The sequence below is a fragment of the Streptomyces sp. NPDC006711 genome (genome assembly GCF_042869775.1).
Taxonomy (GTDB): Bacteria; Actinomycetota; Actinomycetes; order Streptomycetales; family Streptomycetaceae; genus Streptomyces.
The window spans coordinates 829,501-852,564 of record NZ_JBIAGO010000002.1 but is presented as its reverse complement, the minus strand read 5'-3'; the positions used below and the strand labels follow the sequence as shown (position 1 = coordinate 852,564).

At 72.3% G+C, this 23,064-nt stretch carries 17 protein-coding genes and 1 pseudogene; 8 read left to right on the top strand and 10 right to left on the bottom strand.

Annotated elements, in window-relative coordinates; genetic code table 11:
• Positions 1-9: 9 nt before the first annotated feature.
• From ACFYM2_RS07820 to ACFYM2_RS07795, 6 genes and pseudogenes are all read right to left on the bottom strand, one after another.
• On the bottom strand, positions 10-702 hold the full coding sequence (locus ACFYM2_RS07820) for a response regulator (RefSeq protein ID WP_388834216.1): 693 nt from the start codon (positions 700-702) through the stop codon (positions 10-12).
• 512 nt (positions 703-1,214) lie between these two features.
• A complete protein-coding gene (locus ACFYM2_RS07815) occupies positions 1,215-1,436 on the bottom strand; it encodes a CBS domain-containing protein (protein ID WP_388462569.1) in 222 nt (73 codons plus the stop codon).
• Positions 1,437-1,656: 220 nt separating this feature from the next.
• Positions 1,657-1,728: pseudogene (locus tag ACFYM2_RS07810) on the bottom strand (hypothetical protein); the annotation flags it as partial.
• Between the two features lie 771 nt (positions 1,729-2,499).
• A complete protein-coding gene (locus ACFYM2_RS07805; protein WP_359008963.1) occupies positions 2,500-3,654 on the bottom strand; it encodes a N(5)-(carboxyethyl)ornithine synthase in 1,155 nt (384 codons plus the stop codon).
• A gap of 493 nt (positions 3,655-4,147) precedes the next feature.
• Entirely contained in the window at positions 4,148-4,630 is a 483-nt protein-coding gene (locus tag ACFYM2_RS07800; RefSeq protein WP_359007871.1) for a DUF456 domain-containing protein, read from the bottom strand.
• Positions 4,631-4,717: 87 nt separating this feature from the next.
• A complete protein-coding gene (locus tag ACFYM2_RS07795; protein WP_359007874.1) occupies positions 4,718-5,698 on the bottom strand; it encodes a helix-turn-helix domain-containing protein in 981 nt (326 codons plus the stop codon).
• Positions 5,699-5,955: 257 nt separating this feature from the next.
• On the opposite strand from ACFYM2_RS07795, the gene ACFYM2_RS07790 reads away from it, so the two are divergent.
• The 4 genes from ACFYM2_RS07790 (at position 5,956) to ACFYM2_RS07775 (ending at position 13,061) form a co-directional block, all read left to right on the top strand.
• Positions 5,956-7,830 (top strand): protein phosphatase 2C domain-containing protein, encoded by a 1,875-nt coding sequence (locus ACFYM2_RS07790; RefSeq protein ID WP_388834212.1) that lies wholly within the window; start codon positions 5,956-5,958, stop codon positions 7,828-7,830.
• 27 nt (positions 7,831-7,857) lie between these two features.
• Positions 7,858-9,600: a pyruvate dehydrogenase gene (locus tag ACFYM2_RS07785; RefSeq protein WP_388462041.1), complete on the top strand. Its 1,743-nt coding sequence runs from the start codon at positions 7,858-7,860 to the stop codon at positions 9,598-9,600.
• A gap of 131 nt (positions 9,601-9,731) precedes the next feature.
• On the top strand, positions 9,732-11,660 hold the full coding sequence (locus ACFYM2_RS07780; RefSeq protein WP_388834209.1) for a serine/threonine protein kinase: 1,929 nt from the start codon (positions 9,732-9,734) through the stop codon (positions 11,658-11,660).
• Positions 11,661-12,713: 1,053 nt separating this feature from the next.
• A complete protein-coding gene (locus ACFYM2_RS07775) occupies positions 12,714-13,061 on the top strand; it encodes an ATP-binding protein (RefSeq protein ID WP_388462045.1) in 348 nt (115 codons plus the stop codon).
• 95 nt (positions 13,062-13,156) lie between these two features.
• Here the strand turns inward: ACFYM2_RS07775 and ACFYM2_RS07770 are convergent, their stop codons facing one another.
• Positions 13,157-14,215: a DUF2637 domain-containing protein gene (locus tag ACFYM2_RS07770; protein ID WP_359007888.1), complete on the bottom strand. Its 1,059-nt coding sequence runs from the start codon at positions 14,213-14,215 to the stop codon at positions 13,157-13,159.
• Positions 14,216-14,409: 194 nt separating this feature from the next.
• Positions 14,410-15,258 carry a (2Fe-2S)-binding protein gene (locus ACFYM2_RS07765; protein ID WP_388834206.1) on the bottom strand — a complete coding sequence of 283 codons (849 nt, stop codon included), beginning with the start codon at positions 15,256-15,258 and terminating at the stop codon, positions 14,410-14,412.
• Between the two features lie 123 nt (positions 15,259-15,381).
• Here ACFYM2_RS07765 and ACFYM2_RS07760 point away from each other — a divergent pair, with 123 nt between their 5' ends.
• Positions 15,382-16,143: a GntR family transcriptional regulator gene (locus ACFYM2_RS07760; RefSeq protein WP_388834203.1), complete on the top strand. Its 762-nt coding sequence runs from the start codon at positions 15,382-15,384 to the stop codon at positions 16,141-16,143.
• A 76-nt stretch (positions 16,144-16,219) separates the two neighbouring features.
• Here ACFYM2_RS07760 and ACFYM2_RS07755 read toward each other — a convergent pair whose 3' ends face one another.
• Positions 16,220-16,993: a hypothetical protein gene (locus ACFYM2_RS07755; protein ID WP_388462094.1), complete on the bottom strand. Its 774-nt coding sequence runs from the start codon at positions 16,991-16,993 to the stop codon at positions 16,220-16,222.
• A gap of 142 nt (positions 16,994-17,135) precedes the next feature.
• The gene (locus ACFYM2_RS07750) at positions 17,136-18,806 is read right to left on the bottom strand and encodes a PucR family transcriptional regulator (RefSeq protein WP_388834200.1); all 1,671 of its coding nucleotides are present in this window, start codon (positions 18,804-18,806) and stop codon (positions 17,136-17,138) included.
• Positions 18,807-19,066: 260 nt separating this feature from the next.
• Here ACFYM2_RS07750 and ACFYM2_RS07745 point away from each other — a divergent pair, with 260 nt between their 5' ends.
• Genes ACFYM2_RS07745 through ACFYM2_RS07735 form a run of 3 tightly spaced genes read left to right on the top strand, consistent with a single transcriptional unit; the run spans position 19,067 to position 22,949 of the window.
• A complete protein-coding gene (locus ACFYM2_RS07745) occupies positions 19,067-19,960 on the top strand; it encodes an FAD binding domain-containing protein (protein ID WP_359007900.1) in 894 nt (297 codons plus the stop codon).
• Positions 19,961-19,962: 2 nt separating this feature from the next.
• Complete coding sequence (locus ACFYM2_RS07740) at positions 19,963-20,556, top strand: (2Fe-2S)-binding protein (RefSeq protein ID WP_359007902.1); 594 nt, start codon at positions 19,963-19,965, stop codon at positions 20,554-20,556.
• Between the two features lie 2 nt (positions 20,557-20,558).
• A complete protein-coding gene (locus ACFYM2_RS07735) occupies positions 20,559-22,949 on the top strand; it encodes a molybdopterin cofactor-binding domain-containing protein (protein ID WP_359007905.1) in 2,391 nt (796 codons plus the stop codon).
• Positions 22,950-23,064: the final 115 nt, after the last annotated feature.

Here is a 23,064-nt window from a genome sequence, read left to right as displayed (position 1 = left end):
CCGGCAGCATCAGGCGTCCTTGTGGGGCAGCGGGTTCAGGCGGACTGCCAGGACTGCCGCCTGGACCCGGCGCTCGACTCCGAGTTTTGCCAGAAGCCGCGAGATATGGTTTTTGACGGTCTTCTCCGACAGATAGAGCCGCTTACCGATCTGCCGATTGGTCAGTCCCTCACCGATCAGATCCAGTATCTCGCGTTCGCGCGCGCTGAGAGCGCCCAACTGACCTGCTCCCGAGGAGGGTTGTGCGGCGGGGGCCCGGAGACTGCTCATCAGCCGCCCGGTGGTCGCCGGGTCCAGCATCGACTGCCCCGACGCCACTGTCCGCACCGCTGTGACCAGATCGGAGCCCTTGATCTGCTTCAGGACATAGCCGGCGGCCCCGGCCATGATCGCGTCCAGCAGAGCGTCGTCATCGTCAAAGGACGTCAGCATCAAGCAGGCCAACCCCGGCACCCGGTCACGTAGTTCACGACATACGGTGATGCCGTCACTGTCCGGGAGCCGGATGTCCAGAATGGCGACATCAGGGCGTAGTGCCGGACCGCGCACCAGCGCCTGCGCGCTGGTTCCCGCCTCACCGACCACCGTGATGTCCGGTTCCGAGTCGAGGAGGTCGTGCACCCCGCGTCGTACGACCTCGTGATCATCGAGCAGGAAGACCCGGATCGGTGATTCCGGTGAGAAAACGCGTTCTTGGATCACATCGCCCTCCAGGCGTCAGCTGTCGTCCGCGTGTGGTCCCGCTGCCGACGGGGCCCGTCATGGTCCAGCAGAGGAGTTCTGGCGGCGTGGAACCCGGTGGACAGCCACCCGCGCAACCCACAACCCGACCGCCGTTGCGGCACACGCGTCCAGGACCGCGACGGCGCCCGGACTCGACGATCATCCGTGCCATGCGGCCGCGCGCCCCGGCTTCGAGCCGGCCGCCGAACAGCATGTGCTGCCGGGCGTCGAGACGCGTCGCGGCCCGGCGGGCGCCCCGTACCGGGGGAATGTCCCCTTCTGCGGCCGTACCGTCGAGCGGGCCGCTGCTGAAGACCCAGACCGTCCGGTCCAGCAGCGCCGCACGATGCCGTCGCGAGAACCTCGCTGCGGCCCCGTGCCAGCGCCCCGCGTACTGCGCGCCGCCGATGGCCTGGGCTATGCCGCGGGTCGAACCGTTCTTCGTTCCGTACGCAACGAGCGCAAGCCGCGCCATGGCCGGTCCCCTGCCGTCAGATGCCTTCAGATGTTTTCAGGGTTTGTGGATCCAGGCGTCCGCAACCGCCGTCAGCCGGCAGGCGCAGCGCCCCTGCCAGGACCTCCTCCACCACTTCACGGTGCAGGTCCGCGTCCGGGCGCAGAAACAGCTGGAGGAGGTCCCGGGTCACGATGCCCACCAGGCGGTCCTCGTCGTCGACGACCGGCAGCCGCTCCACTTCGTGTTGCGCCGTCATCCGCGCACCGACAGCAACGGTTGTCCTCGGCGTGGACCGTAGCGGCGGGGGTCGACATCAACTGACGGGCCGCATGCGCTCGGACGCTGATATTCCGGTCCCACCGGCTTCGCCCCTGGGGTAGCGGCCGCCGTTCGGGTGGGAGCGCTGTGCCGTCCCGATCGCACATCAAGTCGCTCTCCGAGACGATCCCCATCACCCTGTCGTCACCGTCCACGACAGATAGGCCGCTGATCCGATGGCGGGCGAGGAGACGGGCGGCCTCCTTGAACGGAGTGCCGACTCGGCGCACACCAGGTCGCCCATCATCACCGAACCGATCTTGCTGTGTCACATGAAGCCGTCCTTTCAGCTCCGCTCGAACGATCACGGATCGCCGCAGCGACCCCCCCCGACACCGCTCCCACGAGTGCGGCGGCTCCTTCAATGTGCCGCACCGACAGGTCGTCGCGCTGGGGGCCGAAGGACCACGCAAAGGGCCAACCGGCCCTAACACGTGGCGCGATCAGGCTCGGCACGGGAGCATGCGGGTTGCCGTGCGCGTCGCGACGTTACGGTTCGGGGGAGAACGCCGACCCGGTCTCCACTCCGTGCTATCTGGCCCTGGGGTGGACGCCGGTGGGCTGCCTGACTTCCTTCAGGCCGCCGGGGCCGGCCGTACTCGCTCTGATCGCGTCCTCGGCGGTCCCCTCTACGGAGCGGGCGCACGCGTGAAAGCCGTCCGCCGGCGAACCTCAGGGAGGGCGCGGCCACGAACGGCAAAGATCGGCATCCTGGGGGTGGTCTACGTCGGCATTCCGCTGTGAGCGGCCGTTGCCGTGCCAGTCCAGGCACATCGCAGTCGCGTCGTCCCGCAGGTAGCCGTCGTTGGCGTCGACGATCGCCGGGGCGCTCTCAGCCTGTCGCCCCGGCCCAAAGCCACCTTCGGTCGGCTGCCCTCACAGCGGCTCCGTCTTCACGAGGCGGTCGAACCGCCCAGCGCCACGTTGGCCAGGTGCTCCCACACGATGCGCGACTTACCGTCGTGCCACTGAGCCACCGGTGACAAATAGGTGGCGCCGCTTCACAGCAGCGCGTGCGGATACTGCTGGGCGCGGTGCTGGAAGGCCAGGACCGCGGGGTTCTGGACGGCACCGCCGCGGATCTCGATCGCTCGGCGAATCGTGCCGTCACCGTCCCAGCCGGCCGGCCCTTCGAGGACCGGCCGCAGGAACGGGATCAGCGCCTCGCTGTTCTCCCAGGTGGCCGCATCCCACAGGTAGGAGGGGCTGTGGTCCACGGCGTAGTAGTGGATGTGGTCGCCCACGGTGAACATCGGCTCGTTGAACGTGGTGGGCTGAGCCCAGGCGAACCCCATGCCCGTGTCGCAGGAGACGTCGATGACGAGGGTGCCAGGCGCGAGCTTCGGCAGGTCCTCTTCTATCAGGAACATCAGCGGCGCCGCGGTGTCCTGGAGCACGCAGTTGACAATGATGTCGTGCCCGGCGAGGAACTGGGCCAGCGGCTCCGGTCCGTTCTCAGTGAGCGCGATGCTGCGCCGCGGGTTGAGGGTGTCGTCGGCCACGTCATGGTCGAAGTGCACGATTCGTGCCGAGTGGATCGGTGAGCTGACGGCAGCGGTGCCGCGAGCGGTCAGCACGTCCACGTCGTGAACGCCCAGCGCGCTGAGCGCGGTTACCGCGCCGCGGGCGGCGGCGCCGAAGCCGATCACTACCGCACGCCGCCGACGCCCGTAGTCACCGGTCGTCCCGGTCAGCTGCATGGCATGCAGCACCGAGGAGTAGCCGGCCAGCTCGTTGTTCTTGTGGAAAACGTGCAGGCTGAAGCCACCCTCCCGGGTCCAGTGGTTCATCGCCTCGAAGGCGATCACCGTGAGCCTGCGGTCGATGGCGGCCTGCGTGACCTTCTCGTCCTGCACACAGTGCGGCCACCCCCACAGCACCTGCCCGTCCCGCAGCTCCGCCAGATCCTCGTGCAACGGTTTGGTCAGAAGGATGACGTCACACCCTGCGATCAGCTCCTCGCGTGAGCGGAAACCGGCGACCCACGGTGCGAGCCGGCGGTCCGAAACCCCGAAGTGCTCTCCGTAACCGGCCTGCAGATAGATACTGCGCTGAAGGTCGACGTCGATGCGGTCGAAGTGCGCTGGGTGGATCGGCAGACGGTGCTCGTTCTCTTTACGGGTCTGCGACATGATGCCGAGCTTGAGCTTCTGCAAAATTCCCCTTTGCTTACTACCGGTGTAACACATCCCGGTCTGCGGGGGGCTTGGTCAGCAGTGCTCGGTCGGCGGGGCGCCCTCAACTGCGGACGAGATCGAGGAATGCTTCGTTGAGCGCCCCAAGGCTCCGCTCACCCACGCATCGGCTCAAGTCCCCGACCGCTATCCGGCTTTCGTCGACGAGCGCGGGCCGAGTTTCCGCGCGCTGCTCCAAGGCGGCACAGTGGCCGGTACATCCTGGACCACAGTCGTGATGGGCAGAGTGCGCAAAGCGGCTGCTGAGCGTACGCAGGAAAGGCGTCACGGTCCTCCCCCCCCCGGCGTCGCGAGGGCCGTGGAAGCGGCTATCCCCGTTATGGCACTTCTGGACCCGCTCGTTCAACGACGCGGGCACGGCTTTCAGCGCCCGGCAGGCCGGGGCCGGGCGGCGCGCACGTCAGCCTCCGGCTCCGGTCGCCGTGCCGCCCGGCCCCGAAACGGCACCGCACCCTCAGCCCCGGACCACCGCGCCCAGCCACGCCCCGACGACGAGCAGACAGGCGTAGAGCTCGGCCATCACCGAGTAGCCGCCGGCGCGCAGGATCGTACGGGCCGAGGCCCAGCCGTCCCCGCGACTGCCCAGCCGCACCCGCTCCGCGCCGTACAGTCCGCCGAGGAACCCGGCGATCCCGCCCACCACCGGCAGCACGAAGAAGCCCGCGACGCATGCCGCGCCGGCCACCAGGACCGACCGTTTGGACACGCCGGCCGCCTTGAAGCGGCGGGGCGGCAGGAAGGGGCGCAGCGCCTGGTTGAGGAGGAGGACGCCGGTGGCGCACGCCAGTACGGTCCAGGCGAGCCCGGTCGCCTCGTCCAGCGCCCACCACGCCACGGCGGCCCACACGATCGCCTGCCCGGGGACGCCGGGGACCAGCACGCCGCCCAGGCCCAGCAGGATCACCGTGCCGACCGCGAGGAGCTGCCACACGCCCATCTGCCCAGAGTGCCGGAACCCGCCCGCCCGCGCAGTGCGGGCCGTCCTGCCCCTGACGTGCGGTGACCGCCCTCTGGCCCAGCGTGATCAGCGGGCCACCCAGCCCCGCTCGTAGGCGTGCCAGCCGAGCTGGAGCCTCGTCGTCACGCCGGTGAGTTCCATCAGGCCCTTGACCCGGCGCTGCACGGTCCGCAGGCCGAGGTCCAGCTGCTTGGCGGCGCTCGCGTCCGTCATCCCGGCGAGCAGCAGCGAAAGGATCTCCAGGTCGGTCGCGTCGGGACCCGGGACCGACTCGACGACGCCGCGCCCTCCGGCGCCGAGCCGCAGCGGCACCGCGTCCCGCCACACCGCGTCGAACAGGCCCATCAGCGATGCGAGCAGCCCGCTCGCGTGCACCACGAGCGCCGCGGGCTCCGCGTCCCTGCCGGTCAGCGGCACCATGGCCAGAGCGCGGTCCGCGACCACGAGCTCTGACGGCACCCGCTCCACGGTGCGCACCTGCTCGTCGCGGCCCAGCGCGGCGGACAGTTCGGCGACGGTGTCGGGCAGCGCGAGCACCTGGCGCTCGGCCACCAACCGATGGCGGACCCCTGGGTTCGAGGCCGCGTCCTCGGACCCGCCGTCCAGCCCGGCGGCCGCGAACGGCCCGCCCGCCACCAGCGCGCACACCTCGTGGGTCGCGCCCAGCCGCACCTGGTGGAAGCGGTGGGCGACCGCGCTCGCGCCGGTCACCACCTCCACCAGGTCGTGCACGGCAGGCTCGGCCGCGTCCGCCCGGTACTCGGTGGCCAGCAGCGCCGCCGCCAGCTCGGCCCGGTCCAACTCGTGGCGCTGGCGGGTGAGAAGGGCGCTGAGGGCGACCCCGGGCGGGGCCGCGACCCACCGGCCGGTCCGGGCGGAGGACCGGGCGGCGAGGCCCTGGCGCTCCAGGCGGCGCAGCGCGCGCTCCGTCTCGCTCTCGGGCAGCGTCAGCCGGTGCGCGAGGTCACTCACCTCGGCCGCTCCCACCGCGACCAACGCGCGGTACGCCGACTCCTGCGTCTCGTCGAGACCTATCGCTCCCAGCACCCGGACCGCCTCTCTCACCTGCGCGACAGCGGGAAACTGCCCCGGCGCGAACCTGCCGCGCACATCATCGCCGTATCGCGCGCCGCGCTGCCAACGCGCGTACGCCGCGGCCGGCGACCCCGTGTGCGGCGCCGGGCCCCGCTCCCCCGAGGCGGAGGGGCACGGGGGACATTTCTGGGGCGTCACGGCACTTGTCCGTTGAGCACATTTTCCCGATGCCCCGGTTTCGGCTGCCCCCGCCGGTGGACAATAAGGGCATGAGCCAGCAGGGGGAGAGGCCGACCCGGGACGACGACTGGTGGAGCCGGCTGTACGACGAGCCGCCCCAGGACATCGGTGCCACCGGTGCCACCGGCTCGGACGAAAGCCTGGACGACCGGTTCGACTCGGCGTCGCAAGCGGTGAGTTGGCCGCCCCTGGCGCCGCCCGGGCCCCCGAAGGGAGAGGCCGCGCGGGCCCGGCCCCCGAAGAGGGAGGCCGCGCAGACCCCGGCCCCGGGCACGCGAGCCGAGCGGACCGCGACCCCGGGCGCGGGGGCAGCGCAGGCCCAGGCCCCGGGGGCGGATCCGGTCCAGGCCCCGGCCCCGGGGGCGGAGCCGGTCCAGGCCCCGGCTCCGGGGGCGGAGTTCGTTCCGCCTCTGGCCCCGGGCGCCGAGCCCGTTCCGCCTCTGGCCCCGGGCGCCGGGCCCGTTCCGCCTCTGGCCCCGGGCGCCGGGCTCGTCCAGTCCCTGGCCCCGGGCGCCGGGCCCGTTCCGCCTCTGGCCCCGGGCGCCGGGCCCGTCCAGTCCCTGGCCCCGGGCGCCGGGCCCGTTCCGCCTCTGGCCCCGGGCGCCGGGCCCGTCCAGTCCCTGGCCCCGGGCGCCGAGCCCGTTCAGCCCCTGGCCCCGGGCGCCGGGCCCGTCCAGTCCCTGGCCCCGGGCGCCGAGCCCGTTCAGCCCCTGGCCCCGGAGACGGGGGGCGTCCGGTCCGACGAGTTCGCGGCACGCCTTGCTCCGCCGCCGCCCGCCCCGCCCTCCACCCCGTCTCCAACCCCCGCCCCCGTCAAGACTCCCGAAGGGACACCCGTCGAGGCGCCCGCCCCGCCCCGAACCGCCCCCGACGAGCAGTTCGACCCTCCTCGGGCCACCGCGCCCGCGCCGTTCACGACGGTGCCACGGCCCCGTGCCGGGTATGTGGGGGACGGGCCGCCCACCTATGAGGCCGAGCCCACCGCGTTGCCCGGCGCCCGCCCCGACGGCCTCGACGAACTCGTCGCGGACACCGTGCTCGACGGCGCCCGCTACGGCGCCTACGTCCTGCGGGCCGGCTCCTCGCGGGGCGACTCCGCGCGCTACCGGGGCGAGCCGCGCCGCGACGCCCTGCTCACCGCCCGCTTCGGCACCGGCGAGAACGCCCTGGTCCTGGTCGCGGTGGGCAGCGGCGCGCGCACCAGCGAACGGGCCCACCTGGCGGCCGCCGACGCCTGCCACTGGATCGGCGGCGCCATCGGCCGCAGCCACCTCCGCCTCGCCGAGGACATCCGCGCGGGCCGGCGCGGCGACCTCAAGTCGGGACTGCACCGGCTCATCGACCGCAGCTACGGGATGCTGCGGGCCCGCGCGGGAGAGCTGGGCCTGCCACCGGGGGAGTACACGGCGAGCCTGCGGTGTCTGCTGCTCACCGCCGACCCCGCCTGCCGCACCCGGGTCTTCTTCGGCATCGGGCACGGCGGTCTTTTCCGGTTGCGCGGGGGAGTCTGGCAGGACATCGAGCCCGCCGTGCCCGAGCCGGGCGCCGTCACCGGGGCGCCGGTGGTGGGGTTCGGTTCGGCGCCCGCCGAGTCCCCGGCTGAGCAGAGCCTGACCATGGACCTGGGCACCGTCGAGCCGGCCCGCCCCTACATCGAACCGCCCGCGCCCCCGGGCGAACCGTTCCGCTTCCGGGCCTCCGTGGCCCGCCCGGGTGACGCGCTCCTGCTGTGCAGTACCGGCCTCGCCGAACCCCTGCGCGGCGAGAGCGCTCTCGCCGGGGAACTGGCCGAACGCTGGGCGGGCCCCGAGCCGCCGGGCCTCGCCGCCTTCCTCGCCGACCTCCAGCTCAGGGTGAAGGGTTACGCCGACGACCGTACGGCCGCCGCGGTCTGGGAGGCGTGATGGCGCAGGCCATGGGTTGATGGACCCATGGCCAAGCAGAACGTCGCAGAGCAGTTCGTCGACATCCTCGCGCGCGCGGGCGTCAAGCGGCTGTACGGAGTCGTCGGTGACAGTCTCAACCCTGTCGTCGACGCCATCCGCCGCACCCCCGGCATCGACTGGATCCAGGTCAGGCACGAGGAGACCGCCGCGTTCGCGGCCGGCGCCGAGGCCCAGCTCACCGGGGGGCCTGCCGCGTGCGCGGGGTCGTGCGGCCCGGGCAACCTGCACCTCATCAACGGCCTCTACGACGCGCACCGCTCGATGGCCCCGGTCCTCGCGCTCGCCTCGCAGATCCCGTCGTCGGAGATCGGCCTCGGCTACTTCCAGGAGACCCACCCCGACCAGCTGTTCCGGGAGTGCTCCCACTACAGCGAGCTGATCTCCAACCCGCAGCAGATGCCACGCGTACTCCAGACGGCGATCCAGCACGCGATCGGCCGGGGCGGCGTCAGCGTCCTCGCGCTGCCCGGCGACATCGCCTCCGCCCCCGCCCCCGACAAGGCCATCGACCACGCCCTGATGACGTCCCGGCCCACGGTCCGGCCCGGGGACGGCGAGATCGACCAACTCGCCGCCCTCATCGACAAGGCCAAGCGCGTCACCCTGTTCTGCGGCAGCGGCACCGCCGGGGCGCACGCGGAGGTCATGGAGTTCGCCGAGCGGATCAAGGCGCCCGTCGGGCACGCGCTGCGCGGCAAGGAGTGGATCCAGTACGACAACCCGTACGACGTCGGCATGAGCGGCCTGCTCGGGTACGGCGCCGCCTACGAGGCGACCCACGCGTGCGACCTGCTCATCCTGCTCGGCACCGACTTCCCGTACAACGCCTTCCTGCCCGACGACGTCAAGATCGTCCAGGTCGACGTACGCCCCGAACACCTCGGCCGGCGCTCGAAGCTGGAGCTCGCGGTGTGGGGGGACGTGAAGGAGACGCTGCGCTGTCTGACGCCCCGGGTCAAGGTCAAGACGGACCGCAAGTTCCTGGACAGGATGCTCAAGAAACACGCCGACGCGCTGGAGGGCGTCGTCAAGGCCTACACCCGCAAGGTGGACAAGCACGTCCCGATCCATCCCGAGTACGTCGCCTCCGTCCTGGACGAACTCGCCGCCGACGACGCCGTGTTCACCGTCGACACCGGTATGTGCAACGTCTGGGCGGCCCGTTACATCTCGCCCAACGGCAGGCGCCGGATCATCGGTTCGTTCAGCCACGGCTCGATGGCCAACGCCCTGCCGCAGGCCATCGGCGCCCAGTTCACCGACCGTGGCCGCCAGGTGATCTCGATGTCGGGCGACGGCGGCTTCTCGATGCTGATGGGCGACTTCCTGACACTCGTCCAGTACGACCTGCCCGTGAAGATCGTGCTCTTCAACAACTCCTCGCTCGGCATGGTCGAGCTGGAGATGCTGGTCGCGGGGCTTCCCTCGTACGGGACGACCAACCACAACCCGGACTTCGCGGCCATCGCGCGCGCGGCCGGGGCGTACGGGGTGCGGGTGGAGAAGCCCAAGCAGCTCGGGAGCGCTCTCAAGGACGCGTTCCGGCACAAGGGGCCTGCGCTGATCGACATCGTCACCGACCCGAACGCGCTCTCCATCCCGCCGAAGATCAGCGCCGAGATGGTCTCGGGCTTCGCCCTGTCGGCCAGCAAGATCGTCCTGGACGGCGGGGTGGGCCGCATGCTCCAGATGGCCCGCTCCAACCTCCGCAACGTGCCCAGGCCCTAGAAGCGGGGCCCCTCGGCGAACCACGCGCCCGCCCCGCGCGTCCTCACCTTCACCCGGTGCCCCAACACCGTTTACGCTCAACCGGGTTACGCCGATGACCAGGCGAGAAGGGCCGGGGGATTCACACCATCATGAGTGGTACCGACGGGGAGAAGAACGGCGGGACGGACGACTGTGTCGAGGGGGGCATCAAGCCGCTCGCGGTGAGCGATCCGGCGCGCATCGGGCCGTATCTGCTGCTGGGCCGGCTCGGCGCCGGCGGCATGGGGCGGGTGTTTTTGGCGCGTTCGGACAGCGGGCGCACCGTCGCCGTCAAGGTCGTACACGAAGAGCACGTGTCGGACGAGCACTTCCGGGCGCGCTTCCGGCGGGAGATCGAGGCGGCGCGCAAGGTCGGCGAGCGGTACACGGCGCCGGTGCTCGACGCGGGGCCCGACGACGAGCCGCCGTGGGTCGCCACGGGGTACGTCCCCGGGCTCTCGCTCGAACAGATCGTGCGACGGCACGGGCCGCTGCCGGTCGCGTCGCTGCACGCCCTCGCCGAGGGGCTGTTGAAAGCGCTCAAGGACATCCACGGCGTGGGGATCGTGCACCGCGACCTCAAGCCGTCCAACGTCATGCTCACCGTTGACGGCACCAAGGTCATCGACTTCGGGATCGCGCGGGCGCTTGAGACGTCCGTGGAGTCCCTGCTGACCAGTACGGGGATGGCGGTCGGCTCGCCCGGCTTCATGTCGCCCGAGCAGGTGCGCGGCCAGAGCGCCGGGGCCAAGAGCGATGTGTTCACCCTCGGGTGCGTGCTGACCTACGCCGCGACCGGGCAGCTGCCGTTCGGGCACGGGGCCAGCAATCAGCACGCCGTGATGTTCCAGATCGTCGAGGGCGAGCCCGACCTCGCGGGCGTCAAGGACGAGGCGCTGCGGGCGCTCATCGCCCGGTGCCTGGCCAAGGACATCGACCAACGGCCCGGCGTGGACGAGCTGTTGGCGGACCCCGAGCGCACGCGTCCGCGCTCCGCGCGGGGTGCCTGGCTGCCCGCCGCGGTCGTCGCGCGGCTGGCGCAGCAGTCCGCGCGGCTGCTCGACGCCGAGGCGAAGCCGCTGCGGGAGCCGCCCGTGGACCGGGCGACCATCGGCCTGCGGCCCGGAGCCGGTCCCGGCGCGGGCGTCATCGAGGGGGAAGCCGTCACCTTGCGCGAGCGCGAGCGGGGACGGGAAGGGGAACAGGAACAGCGGCCTCGTCGCCGGCGCCGGCTGATCGTGCTGCCGGTCATCGCCGTGCTCGCGGTCGGCGGCGGCACGATCGCGGTGATCGCGCCCTTCGCGAGCGACAGCGGGAGCGGGGCACACGCCGACGCCCCGGCCGCGAGCGCGAGCACCGGTGGGAGCGCGGGCCCGAGCGCCAGTGCCGGAGCGGGCCCGTCGGGCAGCAACTCGCCCAGCGCGCCCGGCGGTTCGCCCTCGCCCTCGGCGTCCGACAAGGACAAGGGCGACGCGAAGGGCCAGGACGGCAAGGCGGGCGACGGCGGGGTGAACGCCCCGGCGAACGGCGGGGCCTCGGCGCCCCCGGCCGGCGGCGCCGGAGGCGGAGGCAGCGGTCCGGTGAAAAGCGGTGGCGCGGGCGCCGGCGGCGGATCGGGGTCCTCGGGATCATCCAGCTCGTCCGGCGGGTCGGCTTCGTCCGGTGGTTCGGGGTCCGGTGGTTCGGGGTCCGGTGGTTCGGGCTCCTCCGGCGACAGCAAGCCGCCCTCGGGCTCTCCGCCGCCGGACCTGAAGGCGTACCAGCTCAAGTACAACAACTCCTGCGTCGGCGCGTGCTCGATGCCGTTCACCGCGAGCTGGACGCCGCTGTCCGAGGCGACCAGGTACGACATCCACTTCACCAACAAGGGCAGCAACTTCACCAAGAAGAACGTCGACACCATCTACTCCACGGGCGGCAGCAGCTACGTCGTCAACGGCCCCTTCTCCGGCGACGAGATCTGCGTCACGGTGCGCGCGGCCAACAAATTCGGCGCTTCCGCCTGGGCGGAGACGTGGTGCGGCACGGTGCCCTACTGAGTCGGCCCGGCCGTTCGGGGGGCGACGGTCCGGTCCGCCCGCTCACGTACTCGCCAGTACGTCTCGCGTGTCCCGTGCGTACCCGGGAGGTGGCGCTCCGGGCGGGATGTCGTGGGACCGATGCGGGGGGCCGCCTTCGCGGACGGCGACGAACGGCCTACGGAAGGCTGTACGCGCCCGGCGCGGCACGGCGGTCCCCGTCTGCGAGCCCCGGCGTCCCGTGGCGCCCGCACCGCTCGGTTCCGGGTACGCCACAAGACGTAGCCGCGAAGGATGGATCGGCGCAGGCCGACCGGTCGGTGCGTCTGCGTGCGGGGCGGCCCCAAGTGGTGGGGAAGTCAAGGGAGTTGGTGGCGGATCATGCGGGGCGGCACCGGTCCGCGGCCCTCCTCCACTGCCAAGGGGATATGCCGGACGCGGGGGAGGGGCCGCCCTCGGGCCGACACCCGCGCGGTCGTCGAGCGGACCGCGCGTGGGGGAGCGCGGGACCGATCCGGCGAAACCGGGGCCGACCGCCGCATCGGCCCTCCGCCCCGGCCGGGCATCGTGGGCCGGTCCCCTGGATCCGTGGCCGGCTCACCGGCCCGGACGCGTACCGCCCTCGTGCGGCTCGTATGGCGCCGTCAACGGGCTGGGCGGGGCCCGTCGTCCCGCGCCCCCGGGCCCGTCGTCTTGTCCGGCGCATGCCGAACGGCAGGAGTGGGCCTGCTGGGCGGCGGGGTCGCGCGGGGCGCATGAACGGGCGCACGGTCCGCTCGCGCGGGCCGCGCGCCGGAGCCCGACCGCCCGGTGGCGCGCCTCCGTTGGGGGCCGGTCCTGGGCATTCTCTTTGGGTTGCCGCGGAATCACCATGAGTGACCAGGCCGAGGCGGGGCATGCATCCCGTGTGCGTGTTCGAGGGAGGAAGGTCGTCACACCGTGCAGGTGGGGGCTATGACAGGGCATCAGGCAGGGTTCGGGTCCGCGGGGGCCGGGCCCGCCCGGACACCTGATGCGCAGCAGGGGGACCAGCGCCTGCTGTGCAGGAGAGTGGGGCACGCGGATCTGACGGCGGTGGCGGAAATACGTCGCGCACTCAGGGAACTTCTGCGCTCCTCGCGGCATTCGCGAGCGGCGGACGTGGCGGAGCTGCTGACCAGTGAGCTGGTCACCAACGCCCTCGTGCACACGGACCGGGGCGCCGTGGTGACGGTGACGGTCGGGGAGGCCGGGCTGCGCGTGGAGGTGCGGGACTTCGTGACCGACCTGCCCACCCCGCGCCGACCGACGTCCGACGACGGGACGCACGGCAGGGGCCTGGTCCTCGTCGAGGCGCTGGCGGACGCGTGGGGCGTGGACGAACACGAACGGGGAAAGATCGTCTGGTTCGAACTGGGCGATGGCGCGCCGCCGAGGTATTAGCCGCCCCGCCCCGACGCCCGGCCCACGCGAGCGGCCGGGACGACGACGACGCGACGACGACGGGTCGATGGCGGGTCGATGGCGGGTCGGCGCGGTCAGCCGAACTGCTGCTCAAGGTCCTTCAGTTTGCGCTCCAGGGAGTCGAGCCGGGGCAACGCCTGGGTGTCGTCCTCGGCGGTGAGGTCCACGGTCCTCGCGGCCGGGGCATCAGGGGTCCCGACGGACTGGAGGGAGGGCCGGCTGCGCTGCGGCAGTTGCCCCGGCTCCGCCTCGGCCGGCTCCGCGACAGCCTTGGGCTGCGCGGAGCCGGGTCCCGGCCCGATCCCCTGGACGCCGACCTGACGGCCGCCCCTGCCGCGCCCCCAGGCCCGGTTCTGCCGGCTGAGCGCCTTGAGGTGCGCCCGGTCCAGCTTCTCCTGATCACGCCTGCGGAGCTTGTTCTCCTCCTTGGCGCGCTTGTCCTCGCGCACCTCGTCGACCGCCTCGTCCAGGGTGCGTACGCCTTCGAGGAGCATCAGCGACCAGGCGCCGAAGGTCTCCCTCGGGGCGCGCAGCCACCGCACGATCCGGATCTGCGGCAACGGCCTCGGCACCAGGCCCTGTTCGCGCAGTGCCGCCCGGCGCGTCTGCTTCAGGGCGCGGTCGAAGAGCACGGCGGCCGAGAGCGACATCCCGGCGAAGAACTGCGGGGCGCCCGCGTGGGCCATGCCGCGCGGCGCGTGCACCCAGTTGAACCAGGCCGCCGCGCCCGCGAACGTCCACACCAGCAGGCGTGAGCCGAGCGCCGCGTCACCGTGGCTCGCCTCGCGCACCGCGAGCACGGAACAGAACATGGCCGCGCCGTCGAGGCCGAAGGGGACCAGGTACTCCCAGCCGTCCGTCAGATTGAGGTTCTGCCGGCCGAAGCCGACCAGACCGTGGAAGGAGAGCGCGGCCGCCACCGCCGCGCAGCAGAACAGGAGCACATAGGAGGCGGTGCCGTACACCGCCTCCTTCCTTCTGCGGCGCTCCTCGCTGCGCTCCCACGAGTCGTCGCCGGTGGCGTTGTCACCGGCGCGCTTGCCGCGAGCGAGCACTACCAGAGCCACGACGACCCCCACGATCATCACGCCGCCCGGAAGCAGCCAGTCAAGCGATATGTCGGTCAGTCGCATGCGGTGTCCCTTGCATCGCGTAGGGCGTATCGGCCGCCATACTGCTCCAGCCGCACGGGGCGGCAGGGGGTTTTCGGGGCAAGAGGACGCCAACGGAGTGCGAGGGCAGCCTGATAGGGGCCATGAGCCCGAACTGCCGTGCGGGGGAGGCGAGTTGTGTTCGGCCGTTGCTCACCCGTACGGGTGGCATGGAGTCAGGAAGCGGCGCTGAGTTTCGCCACGCGGTCGGCGTCGCAGGTGCGCGGGCACGTGACGCAGGTGTCCTCGGGGCGCACGGTGTAGAAGAGGCAGCAGCTCGCCCGGTCGCGGGTCGGCAGCCGGCGCCCGTCGGGCCCGGTCAGGTCGCGAAAGCCCGGGGTGCCCACATACGGCTTCTCGGTGCCGGGCAGCAGCGCGTCGAGCGCCGCCATCGCGCGCGCCTCCTCGCCGAGCAGCGAGCCGACGTACCAGAGCCCTTCGACGATCTCGTCCGTCGCCATGCCCCACAGGGCCCGCTTGCCCCGCCGCATGCGCGGCCCGAACCCGTCGAGCACCGGGCCCAGATGCTCGGCCACCGAGGCCCGCACCGCGCCCCGCAGCGCCTCCTCGTCCGCGACGACCCGGGCGCCGGGAAGGGCGGCCGCCGGATCGTCGGGGAGGCAGGCGAACTCCCGCACCCGCACCGTCATCCGGCCCAGGGCCCGGTGGTGGGCCACGTCGGCGACCGGGATCCGGGGCACCCGGCGGCTCAGGAACCAGGGCACGGTCACCAGCAGGCAGGCCGGCCAGGCGTAGCGGTGGAAGCCGAAGGAGGCGATGACGTCGGGGCGGGCCTGGTGTTGATAGTCCCGCAGGACCTGGGCGTTGTCCCAGGCCAAGAACGTGTCCAGGGCCGCGCCGCCCTCCGCGAGCTGCGCCGCGCCGACCCAGCCCGCGCCTCGCGGCGCCTGTTCCGATCGCGCCAGCTCCCTGATCCTCAGCGAGGGGAACACCTCGGCGAGGCGGGCGTAGGCGTCCGCGACGGGGCTCGGCAGCGGGCGGGGCAGCAAGGTGGAGACGGTCATACGGGACCACCGAATCACGATCGTTAACAGGTAAGCCTTACCTTAGCGGATGTGCGCCATGTTTGACCTCGCGCTTGGTCCGCCTATGGTCTGTGGGGGCAGACGGAGCCGTGGGAGGCCGGGGTGGAGCAGGGCAGAGCGCGCGAGGCGGCCGTGCCGCCGTCCGGGGCACCCCGCGTCCCCGGGCAGGCGAAGGGCCCGGGCGCGCGCGCCGGTGACCCGCGCGGCGAGCACGTCCACGGCGGACCGCCCGCGTCCCGCTCCGTCCACCGCCATTCGGTACGCGGCCAGATCCTGGCCGCCCTGCGCACCGCCCTGGTCGACGGCGAGCTCGCCCCCGGCGAGGTGTACTCGGCGCCCGCGCTCGGCGAACGGTTCGGGGTCTCCGCCACCCCCGTGCGCGAGGCGATGCAGCAGCTCAGCCTCGAGGGCGCCGTCGAGGTCGTGCCGAACCGGGGCTTTCGGGTCACCGAGCGCAGCGCGCGCGAGCTCGCGGAGCTCGCCGAGGTGCGGGCCATGATCGAGGTGCCCGTCATGCTACGGCTGGCCCGCACGGTCCCGGCGCGGCGCTGGGTCGAGCTGCGCCCCCTGGCCGAGGCCACCATCGAGGCGGCGGCCACCGGCGACCGCGCGGGCTACGCCGAACGCGACCGCGCCTTCCACCGGGCGGTCCTCGCGCTCGCGGGCAACGAGCAACTGGTGCAGGTGGCCGACGATCTGCACCGGCGCGCCCAGTGGCCGCTGACCGCCGCGCCGGTGACGCGCCGCGGCGACCTGGTGGCCGACGCGGCCGAACACCAGGCACTCCTGGACGCCCTGTGCGCCCAGAACCTGCCGGTCGTCCAGGCGCTGGTGCGCGAGCACTTCACCGGCTCGGCGCTCTGAGCCCCCGCCGACGGCGCGCCTGACACGGCGTCATTTTGCGGCCTGACGCTTCGTCACCTTGCCGTCTGACCTGGTGTCAGGTCGCCGGCGACGGGGGAGGCACCGCGCCCAGGTGGGTCACTAACCAGGTGGGCACGCCCAGGAGGCGTACGAGACGGGCCGCTTCCGTGCGCAGCCGGGTGGAGACCGGCTCCTCCTCGGTGTCGGCGAGGGAGGCGAGCGCGGGCGCCGTGCCGATGAGGTATCCCAGCTCCTCGCGGATCCGCAGGGATTCGGTGAAACCCTGCCGCGCCTGCGCCAACTCCCCCTCGCGCAGGGCGAGTCCGGCCAGATGGCGCCAGGTGAAGGAGAGCAGCAGCAAGTCGCCGTGGGCGGCGGCGCCCTCGTGGGCGCGGCGGTAGGCGGCGCGGGCGGCCTGCGGCGCGTCGGCCACGTTCTCCGCGAACAGCCCGCGCCGGAAGTCGAGCAGGGGCCGGCCCGGGCCCTCCGGCGCGGTCAGCGCCGCCGCCCGGCCGAACGCCGAGCGCGCCTCGTCCGCCCGGTCGCGCACCCCGAACAGGGTTGAGGCGTAAGCGAGATAGCCGCGTTCGCAGGCGGCGGCGCCGCGCTCCTCGTCGCTGCGGGCGACGGCCTCGGCGCCGCGCAGCGCCTCGTCGGCCTCCGCCCAGCCCGACTCGGTGTACACACACCGCTCGGTCAGCAGGGCGGTGCGCTGGAGCGCGCCCGCCGGGGCCGTGGCGTGGGGTTCGAGCAGCGCGGCCGCGTCCGTCCAGCAGCCGCGCGAGCGCAGCCGCCACACCGCGGTCTGGAGCGGATCCCCGTCATGAGCAGTCGTTCCGGAACCAGACATGGCGGTGTGCGCCACGTTGCCCTCCCCGAGCGCGCCATCGAGCCGATGAGTCGATGCCGCATCTCAGCATGGAATGGCGCGCCGGGCCAAGGGGGGTGCGTGAATGAGTTCACAAACGTCCCGGAGTGGCCGGAGCCGACCGTCAGCTCATCCGCAACGCCAGGAAGAAGTCCAGCTTGTCCTCCAGACGCGACAGGTCACGGGCCGTCAACTGCTCGATCCTGCCCACCCGGTAGCGCAATGTGTTGACGTGCAGATGCAGCCGCGTCGCACACCGCGTCCACGACCCGTCGCAGTCCAGGAAGGCCTCCAGGGTCGGGATCAGCTCGGCGCGGTGGCGCCGGTCGTAGTCGCGCAGCGGGTCGAGCAGGCGCGCGGTGAAGGCGCGCCGCACGTCGTCCGGTACGAACGGCAGCAGCAGCACGTGCGAGGCCAGCTCGTGGTGGCCGGCCGCGCACACCCGGCCCGGGCGGGCCGCGGCGACCCGGCGTGCGTGCCGGGCCTCCTCCAGGGCGCCGCGCAGCCCCTCGGCGGAGTGCACGGCGGCGCTGACGCCCAGGGTCAGGCGGCCGTCGTCGGCGAGGCCGGCGGCGAGCGGCGCGCGCACCGCGTTCAGCAGCACGTCGGCGTGCAGGCCGCCCTCGGCGCTCTCGCCGGTGACCGGGGGCAGCGGGACGAGCGCGATCGCCTCGTCGCCCGCGTGGGCCACGGCGATCCGGTCAAGGGACTCGGGTCCCACGACGGCGGGGTCGACCAGGATCTCCTCAAGGAGCGACTGGGCGACCGGGCCCCCCGCGATCTCCGCGCCCGCGTCGCGCTCCCAGTCCACCCGGGCCACCACGACCTGCCAGTGCGGGGCCGAGCCGAGGCCGGGCAGCAGCACGGGGGCGGCGACCCGCAGCCGGGCGGCGATCTCGGCCGGCGCGGCGCCGGTCTGCACCAGCTCAAGGACCTCCTGGGCCAGGCGGCGGCGGACCGCGCGCGCCGCGTCGCGCCGGTCGCGCTCGACGGCGATCAGCTGGGTGACGCCCTGGAGGAGGTCGAGCCGGGCGGCCGGCCAGTCGCTCGCGTCGGCCTCGACGGCGAGCAGCCAGTCCGAAAGCACGCTCTCGCGCACGTCCCGGGAGGCGGGGGCGGCTCCCCGGGCGTTGTTGCGGATCGGGAAGAGCGAGTAGGTCACCCCGTCGATGGCGGCCCGGTGCGGGCCCCGGCGGCCGGTGCGGCTGGCGCCCAGGTGCTCCGCGGCCAGCGCGGCGCCGAGCGCGGGGGCCAGCGGGTCGCCGACGCCCGCGATCTGGCGGCCGGTGGGAGAAAGCACCCAGGCCCGCAGATCGAGGTCGGAGCCGAGCAGATCGAGGACCACCTCGGGGCCGCCGCCGGCCGGGCCCGAGGTCATCAGCCTGCGGTGGCGGTCCACCACGGCCGCCAGGTCGCCGGCGCGCTCGCCGGACACCTGGCGTACGACATGCTCGGTGATGGTTGCGAACGCGACCGACTCATGGACCGCGAAGAGCGGCAGCCGATGGCGAGAACAAGCCAACACAAGATCATCGGGAATGGCTCCGAGTTCGGCCTCGCCGGCCGCGAGGCCCGCCACGCCCGCGCCCGCGAGGATGCGTACGAATGGCTCGGAATCTTCGGCGTCGCGTCGCCAGGCGAGACCGGTCAGAACCAGCTCGCCGCCCGTCAGGTAGCGACTGGGATCCCGCAGGTCCGTGGTCATGACCCCCCGCACCGTGCGGTCCAGCTCGTCCTCGCCGCCGAGCAGCCGCAGCCCCAGCGCGTCGGTTTCCAGAAGTGCGCGCAGCCGCATCGCGTGTCGCCGCCGATCTGTCTTGATGTTGCCGTTGGAAAGCGGTGAGGTAACGGAACACCGCCTTTCATACGAATCTACAAGACGTGAGCGGAGACCAGCCAACTCCTTCATGGTTTCAGTGACTGCACCCCGGCGCCGCGCGGCTTGTGTACTGAGCCCACACCGCGTTAACAGCACATGAACGACTGAGATGTCGAGGGCCTGCCGTCACCGGGACCCGCGCGAATGACCCCGATTTGAGAAGAAGAGAGCCACTCATGGACTTCCTTCGCCCCGCCAGCTGGGAGGAGGCGCTCGCCGCCAAGGCAGAGCACCCCACCGCTGTGCCCATTGCGGGTGGCACCGACGTGATGGTCGAGATCAACTTTGACCACCGCCGGCCCGAGTACCTTCTGGACCTGAACCGCATCGGCGAGCTGGCCCAGTGGGAGACCGGTGAGGAGAGCGTCCGGCTCGGCCCCTCCGTCCCGTACACGAAGATCATGGAGAACCTGCGGGCGGAGCTGCCGGGCCTCGCCCTCGCCTCGCACACGGTCGCCTCCCCGCAGATCCGCAACCGGGGCGGCGTCGGCGGCAACCTCGGCTGTGCCTCGCCGGCCGGTGACGCCCACCCCGCGCTGCTGTCCTCCGGCGCCGACGTCGAGGTCGAGTCGCAGGCGCGCGGCGTCCGGCTCATCCCCATCGACGAGTTCTACAAGGGCGTCAAGCGCAACGCCCTGGAGGCGGACGAGCTGATCAAGGCCGTCCACATCCCCAGGGCGGACGGCCCCCAGCAGTTCTCCAAGGTCGGCACCCGCAACGCCATGGTCATCGCGGTCTGCGCCTTCGGGCTCGCGCTGCACCCCCAGACGCGCACGGTCCGCACCGGCATCGGCTCGGCGGCCCCGACCCCCATTCGGGCGAAGGCGGCCGAGGAATTCCTGAACGCGGCGCTCGAAGAGGGCGGGTTCTGGGAGAGCGGAAAGATCATCACCCCCTCGATCGCCAAGCAGTTCGCCCAGCTCGCCTCGGGCGCCTGCAACCCGATCGACGACGTCCGGGGCACGGCGAACTACCGCCGTCACGCCGTCGGTGTCATGGCCCGTCGCACGCTGACGTGGACCTGGGAGTCGTACCGCGGCAACGGCCGCACCCTTGAAGGAGCTGCATGACCATGCGCGTCAATTTCACGGTCAATGGCCGTAAGCAGGAGGCCGACGACGTGTGGGAGGGCGAGAGCCTTCTGTACGTCCTGCGCGAGCGCATGGGGCTTCCCGGTTCGAAGAACGCCTGCGAGCAGGGCGAGTGCGGCTCCTGCACGGTGCGCCTGGACGGCGTGCCGGTGTGTTCCTGTCTGGTCGCGGCCGGCCAGGTCGAGGGCCGCGAGGTCGTCACCGTGGAAGGGCTGGCCGACTACGCCGCCCACCGCACCGACGCCCACCCCGGCGGCGGCTGCGCCTCCGGCGCCTGCGGCACCTCCATCGACGCCGCCAAGCAGTGGCAGGCCAAGCCCCAGGACGGCCGGACCGGAGAGGCGGGCACGCTCTCCCCGATCCAGCAGGCCTTCATCGACGCCGGCGCCGTGCAGTGCGGTTTCTGCACCCCCGGTCTCCTGGTGGCCGCCGACGAGCTCCTGGAGCGCAACGCCGAGCCGTCCGACGCGGACATCCGCGAAGCGCTCTCGGGCAACCTGTGCCGCTGCACCGGCTACGAGAAGATCCTGGACGCGGTCCGTCTGGCCGCGGTCCGTCAGGGAGAGGCGGTCTGATCATGGCTGGTACCACCACGGGCATCCCGAGGAACGTCACCCAGGGCGCGACCAAGGGCGGCATCGGTGAATCCACGCTGCGCCCCGACGGCACGCTGAAGGTCACCGGCGAGTTCGCCTACTCCTCGGACATGTGGCACGAGGACATGCTGTGGGGCCAGGCCCTGCGGTCCACCGTCGCGCACGCCGAGATCGTGTCCATCGACACCTCCGAGGCGCTGGCGATGGACGGCGTGTACGCCGTCCTGACCCACGAGGACCTGCCGGCCGCCAAGAACTACGGCATGGAGTTCCAGGACACCCCTGTCCTCGCCTACGGCAAGGTGCGCCACCACGGCGAGCCGGTGGCCCTCGTGGCCGCCGACCACCCGGAGACCGCGCGCCGCGCCGCCGCCAAGATCAAGATCGAGTACCGCGAGCTGCCGCTCATCACCGACGAGGCCTCGGCGACCGCCCCGGACGCGATCCTGGTCCACGAGAACCGGAACGACCACCACGCGGGCCACGTCCCGCACCCCAACATCGTCCACCGCCAGCCGATCATCCGCGGCAACGCCGCCGAGGCGGCCAGGCGCGCCGACGTCATCGTCAAGGGCGAGTACACCTTCGGCATGCAGGACCAGGCCTTCCTCGGCCCGGAGTCCGGCCTCGCGGTGCCCGCAGAGGACGGCGGCATCGACCTGTACGTCGCCACCCAGTGGCTGCACTCCGACCTCAAGCAGATCGCCCCCTGCCTCGGCCTGCCCGAGGAGAAGGTGCGCATGACGATGGCCGGCGTCGGCGGCGCGTTCGGCGGCCGCGAGGACATCTCGATGCAGATCCTCGCCTCGGTGCTCGCCCTGCGCACCAACAAGCCGGTCAAGATGGTCTACAACCGGTACGAGTCCTTCTTCGGCCACGTCCACCGCCACCCCGCGAAGCTCTACTACGAGCACGGGGCCACCAAGGACGGCAAGATCACGCACATGAAGTGCAAGATCGTGCTCGACGGCGGCGCCTACGCCTCGTCCACGGCCTCGGTCGTCGGCAACGCCTCGTCCCTTTCGGTCGGTCCCTATGTCATCGACGACGTGGACATCGAGGCGATCGGCCTCTACAGCAACAACCCGCCCTGCGGCGCCATGCGCGGCTTCGGCGCGGTCCAGGCCTGTTTCGCCTACGAGGCCCAGATGGACAAGCTCGCGGCGAAGCTGGGCATGGACCCGGTGGAGTTCCGCCAGCTCAACGCCATGGAGCAGGGCACCATCATGCCGACGGGCCAGCGGGTCGACTCGCCCGCCCCCGTCGCCGAACTGCTGCGCCGCGTCAAGGCCCGTCCGATGCCGCCCGAGCAGCAGTGGCTCGCGGCCGGCGAGCAGGCCGACGTCCGCGCGCTGCCCGGCGGCCTGTCCAACACCACGCACGGCGAGGGCGTCGTACGCGGTGTCGGCTACGCGGTCGGCATCAAGAACGTCGGCTTCTCCGAGGGTTTCGACGACTACTCGACCGCCAGGATCCGCATGGAGGTCATCAACGGCGAGGCCGTCGCGACCGTCCACACCGCCATGGCGGAGGTCGGCCAGGGCGGCGTCACCATCCACGCCCAGATCGCCCGGACCGAGCTCGGCGTCACGCAGGTCACCATCCACCCCGCCAACACCCAGGTGGGATCGGCCGGTTCGACCTCCGCGGGCCGCCAGACGTACATGACCGGCGGCGCCATCAAGAACTCCTGCGAGATCGTCCGCGAGAAGGTCCTGGAGATCGGCCGGCGCAAGTTCGGCTCCTACCACCCGGCGTGGGCCAACGCCGAACTCCTGCTGGAGGGTGGCAAGGTCGTCACCGACGGCGGCGAAGTCCTCACCACCCTCGTGGAGGTCCTTGAGGACGAGGTCGTGGAGGTGGAGGAGGAGTGGCGCCACCGCCCCACCGAGGCCTTCGACCTCGTCACCGGTCAGGGCAACGGCCATGTGCAGTACGCCTTCGCCGCGCACCGCGCGGTGGTGGAGGTCGACACGGAGCTCGGTCTGGTCAAGGTGGTCGAGCTGGCCTGCGCCCAGGACGTCGGCAAGGCGGTCAACCCGCTCTCCGTCGTCGGCCAGATCCAGGGCGGCACCACCCAGGGCCTGGGCATCGCGGTGATGGAAGAGATCATCGTCGACCCGAAGACCGCGAAGGTGCGCAACCCCTCCTTCACGGACTACCTGCTCCCCACCATCCTCGACACGCCGACCATCCCGGTCGACTACCTCGAACTCGCCGACCCGAACGCGCCGTACGGCGTGCGCGGCATCGGTGAGGCGCCGACCCTGTCGTCCACCCCGGCCGTCCTCGCGGCGATCCGGAACGCGACGGGCCTTGAGCTCACCAAGACCCCGGTCCGCCCCGAGCACCTGACGGGCACCGGAGCCTGACCCCCTGGGGGAGCGGGTGAAAGAGATGTCCTCCCCGGGGGTCACATCCCCGGCCCGCTCCTCCTCACAAGCCCTCCGGGCGGTGCGTGCCTCCCAGGAACGTCACACTTCCGAC

What these genes read in the sequence shown, in the direction of transcription:
- ACFYM2_RS07750 (WP_388834200.1), bottom strand. Translation starts at nt 18,806, where the DNA reads ATGCGGCTGCGCGCACTTCTGGAAACCGACGCGCTGGGGCTGCGGCTG.
- ACFYM2_RS07780 (WP_388834209.1), top strand. Translation starts at nt 9,732, where the DNA reads ATGAGTGGTACCGACGGGGAGAAGAACGGCGGGACGGACGACTGTGTC.
- ACFYM2_RS07755 (WP_388462094.1), bottom strand. Translation starts at nt 16,993, where the DNA reads ATGTCTGGTTCCGGAACGACTGCTCATGACGGGGATCCGCTCCAGACC.
- ACFYM2_RS07740 (WP_359007902.1), top strand. Translation starts at nt 19,963, where the DNA reads ATGCGCGTCAATTTCACGGTCAATGGCCGTAAGCAGGAGGCCGACGAC.
- ACFYM2_RS07745 (WP_359007900.1), top strand. Translation starts at nt 19,067, where the DNA reads ATGGACTTCCTTCGCCCCGCCAGCTGGGAGGAGGCGCTCGCCGCCAAG.
- ACFYM2_RS07770 (WP_359007888.1), bottom strand. Translation starts at nt 14,215, where the DNA reads ATGCGACTGACCGACATATCGCTTGACTGGCTGCTTCCGGGCGGCGTG.
- ACFYM2_RS07800 (WP_359007871.1), bottom strand. Translation starts at nt 4,630, where the DNA reads ATGGGCGTGTGGCAGCTCCTCGCGGTCGGCACGGTGATCCTGCTGGGC.
- ACFYM2_RS07785 (WP_388462041.1), top strand. Translation starts at nt 7,858, where the DNA reads ATGGCCAAGCAGAACGTCGCAGAGCAGTTCGTCGACATCCTCGCGCGC.
- ACFYM2_RS07815 (WP_388462569.1), bottom strand. Translation starts at nt 1,436, where the DNA reads ATGACGGCGCAACACGAAGTGGAGCGGCTGCCGGTCGTCGACGACGAG.
- ACFYM2_RS07765 (WP_388834206.1), bottom strand. Translation starts at nt 15,258, where the DNA reads ATGACCGTCTCCACCTTGCTGCCCCGCCCGCTGCCGAGCCCCGTCGCG.
- ACFYM2_RS07790 (WP_388834212.1), top strand. Translation starts at nt 5,956, where the DNA reads ATGAGCCAGCAGGGGGAGAGGCCGACCCGGGACGACGACTGGTGGAGC.
- ACFYM2_RS07735 (WP_359007905.1), top strand. Translation starts at nt 20,559, where the DNA reads ATGGCTGGTACCACCACGGGCATCCCGAGGAACGTCACCCAGGGCGCG.